Consider the following 8588-nt stretch of genomic DNA (forward strand, 5'->3'; position numbering starts at 1 on the left):
GACGGCCACCTTCATGAAAGCCCGAGGCTAAAAGGAGGGAGGAGACAGGCCCGTCGCCGGTCGACCGGGGCCGGGCCGGATCGAAGCACCACCTGATCACCGATGGGCACGACTCCCACTGGCGGTGATCCTCACCGGCGGCAACCGCAACGACGTCACCCAGCTCCTGCCTCTCCTGGATGCCGTCTCCGCGGTCCGGGACGGGGTGGGTCGGCCCCGCCGCAGACCGTAGTCGGTCTTCGCCGACCGCGGCTACGACCACGACATCTACCGGTGCCAGGTCCGCACCTGCCGGATTCTGCCGGCCATCGCCCGCCGGGCCGCATCCCACGGCAGCGGACTGGGCGTCTATCGCTGGGTGGTCGAGCGCACCTTCGCCTGGCTCCACGGCTTCCGGCGCCTGCGCACCCGCTGGGAACGCCGCGCCGACATCCACGAAGCCTTCCTCAAACTCGCCTGCTGCCTGATCTCCCAGCGACAGATCTACTCAAGTGCCTCGTGACGTTGTCAGAGGGGTACGCGATACTACGGGAAGCTCGATCGGAGGATCATGCACTGGTCGGAGGCTCGGCGGCAAGCAGGAGCGGGGGCGGGCGGGAACGATCTCTATGCCAGGGAGCTCGCGCGGCAGGCCAAGGAACGCGAGAAGGCGCGAAAGGCTGCCGAGACGGAAGCCAGACGAAAGGCCCGTGAGGCGAAGTTCGCCCATGAAGCGGCGCGGGCTCAGGAGGCCGTCGACCGCACCTATGTGGTCGAGAACGATGTCGAGCAGCTTTCGACTCTTCTGCGCGCAGCAGTGCTGGACGGACACCCGCTGACGTTCGACCGTCTCAAACAGGGGTTCGCTCCCGCTGTCTTCGTCCCGTGTCAACGGCCATGTAATTCTCCCCGGCTGCGGCCAAGGGTTCGCCCCACTGACGGTCACCGAGCCCTCCCCGGTGACGGCCAGATAGATTCCCCGCCTTCGTGCTGGTCGGGTCAGCTGAAGGGCTTCACTCCCTGTCCGCTGGTGGCTTGGGTGAGCCGGTAGCTGTCACCCTGGGTGACGGCGATGTGAGCGTGGTGCATGAGCCGGTCGACGGTCGCGGTGGCCAGGGTCTTGGGCATGATCTCGTCGAAGCCGGAGGGGTGGAGGTTGCTGGAGACCGCGATCGAGCGTCGTTCGTAGGCCGCGTCGACCAGGCGGTAGAAGCCCTCGGCGGCGTCCGGTGAGACGGGCAGCAGTCCGATGTCGTCGATGATGATCAGGTCCGAGCGGATGATCCTCGCGAGGGCCCGGGCGATGGAGTCGTCCGCGCGGTGTCGTCGGACCAGGGCGCCGAGGTCCTCGATGGTGAACCAGGAGACGGTCAGCCCGGCCTCGATCGCGGTCTGGCCGAGGGCCTCGGTGAAGTGGCTCTTGCCCGTGCCTGAGGGCCCGCAGATGCAGAAGTTCTCCCGGCGGCCGACCCATTCCAGGGTTTTGAGGGCGTCCTGGGTGGGGCGGGGGATGGAGGACTTGGCCTCGTCCCAGTCGCCGAAGGTCTTGCCGGTGGGGAAGCCGGCCCGCTTGCGGCGGGTGTGGAGGTTGGCCCGGTCACGGCCGGCGGCTTCTTCGGCCAGCAGGACGCGGACGACCTCGGCCGGGTCCCAGCGTTGGGCCTTCGCGGTGGGGATCAGATCGGCCAGCACCCGCCGCAGGTGCGGGAGTTTGAGCCGCCGGGTCAGCTCGATGGCCTCGGCGAGCGGGTCGCCGTTGGTGCCGGGAACGGGGCGGAGTGGGGTGGCCATCAGGCGAGATCGCTTTCGTCGTACTCGGATTCGTCCGAGGTCGTGGTGGGCAAGCCGAAGGTCGACCAGGCGGAGGTGCCGGGCTGGAGGGAGTGCTCCTCACTGCGGCGGACGGGGTCGGTGTGCTCGCGGGTGGCCTGGTAGTCGAGGATCGACAGCAGGTCCTTGTCCGCGAACCGTCCGGTGACCGCGGCGGTGCCCAGGGCCCGGTCGACCTCGGCCACGGAGTAGAGCTTGGACACAGCGACGGCCTCGGCCATCTTCGCCTTGACCCGGCGGACCCCGGACGCTCCTGCCTCGACCAGCCAAGACGCCGCCCCGGGACCGAGCGCGAGGAAGGCGGCCTCCTGCGCCGAGGTGGCCTTCGGGGTGCGGTCGGCCTTCTTGTCCTCGCGCGGCGGGTAGTGGGTGTCGTCCAGGACCGGGGCGCCGGGGCGGCCCCGGCGGTGGCGGGCGGCCTCGCGGGCCGAGCCGTCGTCGCCGACGGCGGTGACGATCAGTTCGTCGCCGTGGAACCGGGCCCAGACGCGGCTGTCGATCAGCTCATGCGGGACGGAGTAGCGGACCCCCTCGACCGAGATCGTGGATTCCCAGTTCACCCGCCGGGTGGTGCCGAACGCGGCGGTGAACGGACTCCTCGGCAGCGGGTGCAGCCGCTGCTGTTCCTCGGCGAGCCGTTCGGCAGGCTTGCGCCGAGTCGCCTGGTGGATGCGGAAGTTGACCTCGTCGCAGAACGCCCGGCAGGCCGCCTCCAGCTCGCCGAAGGTCTTGTAGTGCTCGCGCAGGTTGACGTCCTTGGGGACCAGGTCGGCCTTCGCGATCCGCACCGTCGCCTCCGAGCCGCCCTTCGTCTCCGGGTCCGCCGGCAGGCAGGTGCGTATGGTCGTGCCGTAGTGCCTGGCGACCTCGACGATCTCGGGGTTGCGGACCGCGATCCCTGCGACGTGGCCGGTGGTGACCGTCTTCTCGTTGTCGGTGAGCACGTAGACCGGCACCCCGCCGATCCGCCGGAACGTCGCGTCCAGGCACGAGGTGACCGTCGGCACCGTCTTGTCCCAGATCGGGATCACCACGCGGAAACGAGACCAGGCCAGCCAGGCGCACCACAGAACGGTCTTGCGTCCCTGGATGACCGGCCCGTCGCCGAAGTAGGGTCGGCCCGAGGCGCGGTACTGGCCTTTCGACCAGCCCGTTTCCTCGGACCTCCCTCCGAACCGGACGTGCCCGTTGGCCGGGCATCCGGCTCTCCACGAGCCCGTGCGATGGGCTATCCGGTGGCCGGTTGCGCCTTCTCGCTCCACGGGTTCGGAATGCGTGCTCCCCGGTATCGGTAGCGGACGATCTCCACCTTCGCCGGGTTGAACAGCCGCACCCCGTCCTGCTCCGGCCACCAGGTCGGGCCGACCTGATCGCCTTTGTAGCGGCGTTTGAGCTGCTTCCAGGGGACTCGGCGGTGCTTTCGGCGGATCCATCGCCAGACCCGATGCCACGTGTAGTAGCCCAGGTAGTTCAGGCTCGCCTTGGCAGCTGAGTGCCGGAAGTAGTTCGCCCACCCCTTCATCAGCCAGTTCAGCTGGATGAGCAGTTCGTCGAGTGAGTGTCCGATGTTCTGTCGGCTGATCGCCTTGACCTTCCGCAGCACCGCCTGCATCGACGGCTTGCTCGGATAGGTGTAGACGTACTGCTTGTCCGTCCCCCTCTTGCGGTGCCGCTGGATGCGGAAGCTGAGGAAGTCGAACCCCTCGTCGATATGGGCGATGGTGGTCTTGGCCTGCGACAATCGCAGGCCAACCGCCTCCAGCACCGTTGCGACCTCGTTCTTCAGCTCCTCGGCGTGATGCCGCGAGCCGTTGATCATGACCACGAAGTCGTCCGCGTACCGGATCAACCTGAAGGTTGCTCCGCCGCGGCGCCGGTGCCAGTCCCTCGCTGCCCATGTGCGGCCGGTCGTCTGCCAGAGCTGGGCGAAGCGCTCGTCCAGGACCGACAGGGCGATGTTGGCCAGCAGCGGCGAGAGGATGCCGCCCTGGGGTGTTCCGGTGCGGGTGTCCCTGGTGACCTGGTCCTCGGAGAGGATCCCGGCCTTCAAGAACGCCTTGATCAGACGCAGCACACGCTTGTCCCCGACGCGTTCGCGCACTCGGCCCATCAGGGCCGTGTGATCGATCTCGTCGAAGCACGCCTCGATGTCCCCCTCCAGTACCCACTCATAGCGGCGGGTGGCGAAGTAGTGGATCTCGGCGATCGCGTCGTGCGCTCTCCGGTTCGGACGAAAGCCGTAGGAACACGGCTCGAAGTCCGCCTCGAAGATCGGCTCCAGGACAATCTTCAGAGCCGCCTGCACCACCCGGTCCGCGATGGTCGGGATGCCCAGCCGGCGCATCTTGCCGTTGCGCTTGGGGATGAGCCTCTCCCGGACCGGGACCGGCTGGAATTCACCGGATTTGAGTACTGCCCGAAGCTCGTCGAGGTAGACGTCGACGCCCTGACCGCCTTCGATCTTGCTGACGGTCCGGCCGTCGACCCCGGCCGTCCGGGCACCCTTGTTGCCCCGCACTCGACCCCATGCCGCCAGGAGCGTCGCTGGGTCGCAGACGAGGTTGAACAGATCATCGAATCGGCGCGACCGGTTCTCGGTCGCCCATCGGTGCAGCTTGCGCTGGATACTCAGTACCCGCCCCCAGACCGCATCCGGGTCCGGCGACGGTGCGGAGGTATTCACCACCGGCCTCCTGCCCTTCCAGTCCGCTCGCTGCGGACTCGCTGCCTTCCTTCGCCGTGTGGACGGCTTTCCCGTCCTCGGACTACTACGAAGGCTCCGCCCCGCTCCATGACCGTCAGCCGACGGTGAGCCTGCCCACAACCACGCTGATTGCGTGACTGGTTGGTCGGCCATGCAGCGGTTCCCATGTTCACCGTGTTTCGATCGGCGGGGGCGGCACCCAGCTTTCTCCCGGCAGCGTCGCCACGATTACGCCGCAGACCTTCACCGTGGCCTCCGGCACCGGCTGAGACATCCGGTGCCGGAGTCGTCGGCATGTACGACACCAGCCGACGCGTACTGCATCCCGGCCCATATCCGCCAGGTTGGAGCCGGTGGCATTCCTTTCGGGAGGTCGACCACTGGTTCACTCGCGTTGTACCTACCCGCCTCGCTAGCCGGACCCGAGCCGTCTGGCAGTACCGGCCCGTCCCGTCGTTGTCAGGGCTGCTTCCCGCCCTCCCCGGCACCTCCCGGTTCAGGCTGCCCTCAGCTTCAGGCCGCCCTGCTGCGACAGGGCGACCGAGAAGGTCTCACACCTCCCTCGAAACACGGCGCCTCATGGCGCACGTCGTACTGGAGCCAGAGCCCCGGCTCGGTCACCCAAGGCCGATAGACACGGCGACGCCCGGCCCTGAACTGGGCCTTCGCCTCCGCGACCGTGCGGCGGGTGGTGCGTTCCCCGCCCGTGAAGCCCATCGCGACGATCCTCTTGTGCACCACATCCGCACGGATCCTGCCCTGGGAACGGACCACCAGTTCCTCGATCTTCGGCAGATAGTCGTCGATCGCCCGGGCCCGGTGACGGCGCCGGTCGGGGTGCTGTCCGGCGGCCCGCATCTTCACATACCGGGCCACCGTGTGGTGGTCGCACCCGGCCAGCTCGGCCGCGGCACGGTAACTGCCTGTGAGGTCGTACGCCTCAAGGATCTCCATGATCTCCCTGCTGTTCTTCACCCGCTCGACCCTTGCCGAGCGAGATCTGGATCTTGCAGGCGGGGAGCTATCTGGCCGTACGCGGGGAAAACCGCTGCCGCGAGCGGGGCGCTAAATGACCGCGTACGTGGAGAATTTCACGACCGCCGTCAGTCCCGCCCGCAGGCTGGGTCAAGGCGGCGCCCCTGCCTCGTTGGGAGGAGTACGAGCCGGAGTCGCCGCGAGGGTTCCTCGGCGCTCTCGGCTTCGGTCGGAAGGCCAAGGGATACGACGCTGAGGTCGAAGCCGCCCGTGCTCGTTTCGACAGGGCGCTCCGGGGCCACGCTCGTGACGAGAAGGAGCGTGTCGAGAGGCTGAACGCGGCCCGCGCCCGACACGAGGAGCGGAACCAGCAGGAAGCATCTCGGGTTGAGGAATGGAACGCCCGCGTAGAGGAGCGCCGCAGCGCCTTGAGCTTCCCCCGTTGTGTGGGAGGCGGTGATTAGCTGGTCAGGGCGGGTTTGCGGGGTTTGAGGTTCACTGGTTCGGTTGTTGCCTGGTTGGCGCAGTGCTTCTCCTCGTACTCGATGGGGCTGAGGTAGCCGAGGCGTTTTTGGATGCGGCGGGGGTTGTAGAAGCCGTCGATGTACTCGAAGAGCGCGAGGTTCGCCTCGGCCCGGTGGCGAAGGTGCGGCTGCGGATGCCCTCGGTTTTGATCAGCATCCACAGGTTCTCCGCGAGCGCGTTGTCGTACGAGTCGCCCACGGACCCTATGGATGCCGCGATTCCCGCCCGCATCAGGCGTGTGGTGAGCTTGATGGATGTGTACTGGCAGCCGTGGTCGGCGTGATGGACGAGCGTGCCGGGGGCGACCTCTCGAAAGGCGAGGGCGTATTCCAGCGTGGTCAGGACCAGGCCGGCATCGGCGCGGGCGGGGGTCTCCCAGGCCACCACCCGGCGGGAGAAGGCATCGCGGATGGCCGACAGCCACAGCGGCCCCTCGCCGGTGGGAACCATGGTCAGGTCGGTGACCCACAGCCGGTTCGGGCTCACCGGCCTCGATCGCGCCGCCCACGAGCTTCAGCGGGCGCCCGCCTGCGCCGCGCGACCGGTCGGCCATCCCCGGCCGGCGGTCCGGCGCCCGGGTCCCGGCCGTCTGCGGGCCGTAGGCGGGTTCGACCAGGACCACGCGCTCCTGCTGGTCGTGCAGCAGCGCGAGCGAGCCGAGCGCGCGGCGCGGCCAGACCCGCCACCCGGAGGGGGGCGTCACGTCCGTCAACGGCATGACGTCTCCGTCCCGGTGTTCGCGCCCGGTGTCGCGGCGCCGCGCGTGTGGCGGGGTGTGCCCAGGAGGCCGAGCTGCCAGCCGCGGGTGACGGCGTGCACGGCGGTGCGGGCGTCCAGCACGGCGCACAGGGCGTCGATCTCACGGCGCGTGCGGCGTGCGGAGATGCGCAGCCGGGCCGCTGCCTGGCGGACCTGCGCCCCGTCCGCGAGAAGGTCCAAGAGCGTCAGTTGTCGTGCGGGGATCTGCGGACAGTCTCGGTCGTCGCGAGGCGGCGGGAGGAGCTGCCCGGTGGTGTACGCGGCGTGCACCAGGCCCGGCCGCTCCGGGACGCCGAGCTTCCCGCCGCTGACGCGGAGGTAGCTGTAGACGGTGTTGGTCGACAGGCCCAGCGCGGCGGCGGCCTCGGCCGGGGTGTGGCCCTGGGCGACCAGTACGAGCACCTCCCGCTGGCGTTCCGAGAGCGGGGCCGCGGCCGTCCCGGTGGCCTCGTGGGCCGTCACGCTGTCCTCCTCCGGGTCGTGGGCCGGTTGCCGGTTGCTGGGTGTCGTAGCGGCGCGGGGCGGGTGAGGGGGTGGTCCGGCTCCCGGCCGGGTGTGTTGCCGGGAGCCGGTCGGCGGCGGCGCGCAGGGAGGCCGCCGCCTGTCCCGGTGGGAGGCTGTGGCACGGACAGGGGCCGCGCCGTGCCAGCCGTCCCCCACCGGGAAGCGGGCGGTCGTGCGATCGGCCGGCGGCCGAGGACTGGTCGTCATCCCCACCACGCCAGGGCCGCGAAGTTGATCGACAGGTGCACGGTGTTGTCCGTGACGATGAGCAGCGCCCGCGCCAGGCCCCGGGAAATGTTCAGCGGCGAGCCGTAGTTCGTGCGCGCCTCCGCCCACGCCGGGCGCCGCCCTGCCGGGGCGAGGAGGTTGCGCAACCAGACCAGGTACCGCGCGGCCCGGTAGCGGTCGAGCACGATGTGCGTCCCGGCGATCAGCGCCAGCGCGACCGGCGACCGGGTGAGGAACAGGAAGGGCAGTCCGTACAGCAGCCCGTGCAGGACCGCCGGCAACCAGCGCTTGATCTTCTCCTCCGCCATCCACGCCGACTGCAGCACGAAATCGCCGACCAGATGAGCCAGCAAGATGTCCACGAGGCCCTTTCGTTCAAGAGACGGAAAAGCGAGGACGAACGGGGGCTCAGCAAGCAAGCACGAGCCCGAGCGGGTGCCCGTCAGCGTGTGGCGGCACCGGCTGGGAGGCGCACGGCAGCGCCGGGCGCGGCAGCCTCCAACTCGACGCGGGAGCGGGGTGGCAGTCTGGCGCGGGCCCGCGGGCGTTCAGCTTGTCGGGGTCCCGTACCGGGGCGAGCACGGCGAAGCCGTTGCGGACGGTGTAGGCGGTGCCGAACACCTGAGACTCGGCGGCCGCCACGCAGCAGGCGTCCAACAGGCAGGCGTAGTGCCGCATCGGCGCCTCCCCGCGCTCGGCCGCCCGAGCGACCAGGCCGCACGCCTCCCGGCGCAGCGCCGCGTCGGAGTCCGCGTGCAGGGCCAGGACGAACGCGGCTTCCGCGGCGGCCGCACCGGCCTGCGGGCGCCCTGGCCAGCTGTCCAGCTAGTCGATCGCCGCGCACAGGTAATCGGTGTTCGAGCGCTCCTCGCGGGAGCAGGTACACCATGTACCCGCCAAGCCGGTCCGTCAGCGCGTCCGCACCGCCTACGCCGCCGGGCGGTCGGCCGGCGAGCACCGACCGCGCTACGGCCCGGACGCCGTCGTCGTCCTGGTCCGGCAGGCGCCGCAGCTTGGCCAGGACCCGCTGTGCCAGGTGCGTGTACGTCCCGTCGGCTGAGCTGCTCTGAGTTTGGTGGAGTCT

General features: G+C 69.6%; 7 protein-coding genes and 4 pseudogenes. 2 read left to right on the forward strand and 9 right to left on the reverse strand.

Features of this window, described 5'->3' with window-relative positions:
- Nucleotides 1-38: 38 nt before the first annotated feature.
- Nucleotides 39-502 (forward strand): annotated as a pseudogene (locus RKE29_RS25165) (IS5 family transposase); the annotation flags it as partial.
- A 476-nt stretch (nucleotides 503-978) separates the two neighbouring features.
- Here RKE29_RS25165 and istB read toward each other — a convergent pair.
- The 9 genes and pseudogenes from istB to RKE29_RS25210 all read right to left on the reverse strand — a co-directional run bounded on the left by istB (nucleotide 979) and on the right by RKE29_RS25210 (nucleotide 8182).
- Complete coding sequence (gene istB / locus RKE29_RS25170) at nucleotides 979-1770, reverse strand: IS21-like element helper ATPase IstB (RefSeq protein WP_312007920.1); 792 nt, start codon at nucleotides 1768-1770, stop codon at nucleotides 979-981.
- Nucleotides 1770-2918: pseudogene (locus tag RKE29_RS25175) on the reverse strand (IS21 family transposase); the annotation flags it as partial. The gene istB and the pseudogene RKE29_RS25175, both read right to left, overlap by 1 nt.
- Nucleotides 2919-3037: 119 nt before the next feature.
- A complete protein-coding gene (ltrA, locus tag RKE29_RS25180) occupies nucleotides 3038-4492 on the reverse strand; it encodes a group II intron reverse transcriptase/maturase (protein ID WP_312007922.1) in 1455 nt (484 codons plus the stop codon).
- Nucleotides 4493-5101: 609 nt separating this feature from the next.
- Nucleotides 5102-5488 (reverse strand): annotated as a pseudogene (locus tag RKE29_RS25185) (IS21 family transposase); the annotation flags it as partial.
- Nucleotides 5489-5948: 460 nt separating this feature from the next.
- Nucleotides 5949-6173: an IS3 family transposase gene (locus RKE29_RS25190; protein ID WP_312007923.1), complete on the reverse strand. Its 225-nt coding sequence runs from the start codon at nucleotides 6171-6173 to the stop codon at nucleotides 5949-5951.
- A gap of 41 nt (nucleotides 6174-6214) precedes the next feature.
- A pseudogene (locus RKE29_RS25195) lies at nucleotides 6215-6499 on the reverse strand (transposase); the annotation flags it as partial.
- A gap of 222 nt (nucleotides 6500-6721) precedes the next feature.
- Nucleotides 6722-7234: a helix-turn-helix transcriptional regulator gene (locus tag RKE29_RS25200; RefSeq protein ID WP_312007924.1), complete on the reverse strand. Its 513-nt coding sequence runs from the start codon at nucleotides 7232-7234 to the stop codon at nucleotides 6722-6724.
- Between the two features lie 245 nt (nucleotides 7235-7479).
- On the reverse strand, nucleotides 7480-7866 hold the full coding sequence (locus RKE29_RS25205) for a DUF3307 domain-containing protein (RefSeq protein ID WP_312007925.1): 387 nt from the start codon (nucleotides 7864-7866) through the stop codon (nucleotides 7480-7482).
- A 46-nt stretch (nucleotides 7867-7912) separates the two neighbouring features.
- Nucleotides 7913-8182: a hypothetical protein gene (locus RKE29_RS25210; protein ID WP_312007926.1), complete on the reverse strand. Its 270-nt coding sequence runs from the start codon at nucleotides 8180-8182 to the stop codon at nucleotides 7913-7915.
- Nucleotides 8183-8357: 175 nt separating this feature from the next.
- Between RKE29_RS25210 and RKE29_RS25215 the strand changes: the two genes are divergently transcribed.
- Complete coding sequence (locus tag RKE29_RS25215) at nucleotides 8358-8564, forward strand: hypothetical protein (protein ID WP_312007927.1); 207 nt, start codon at nucleotides 8358-8360, stop codon at nucleotides 8562-8564.
- Nucleotides 8565-8588: the final 24 nt, after the last annotated feature.

The organism is Streptomyces sp. B1866 (assembly GCF_031932565.1).
In the GTDB taxonomy this organism is placed as follows: Bacteria; Actinomycetota; Actinomycetes; order Streptomycetales; family Streptomycetaceae; genus Streptomyces.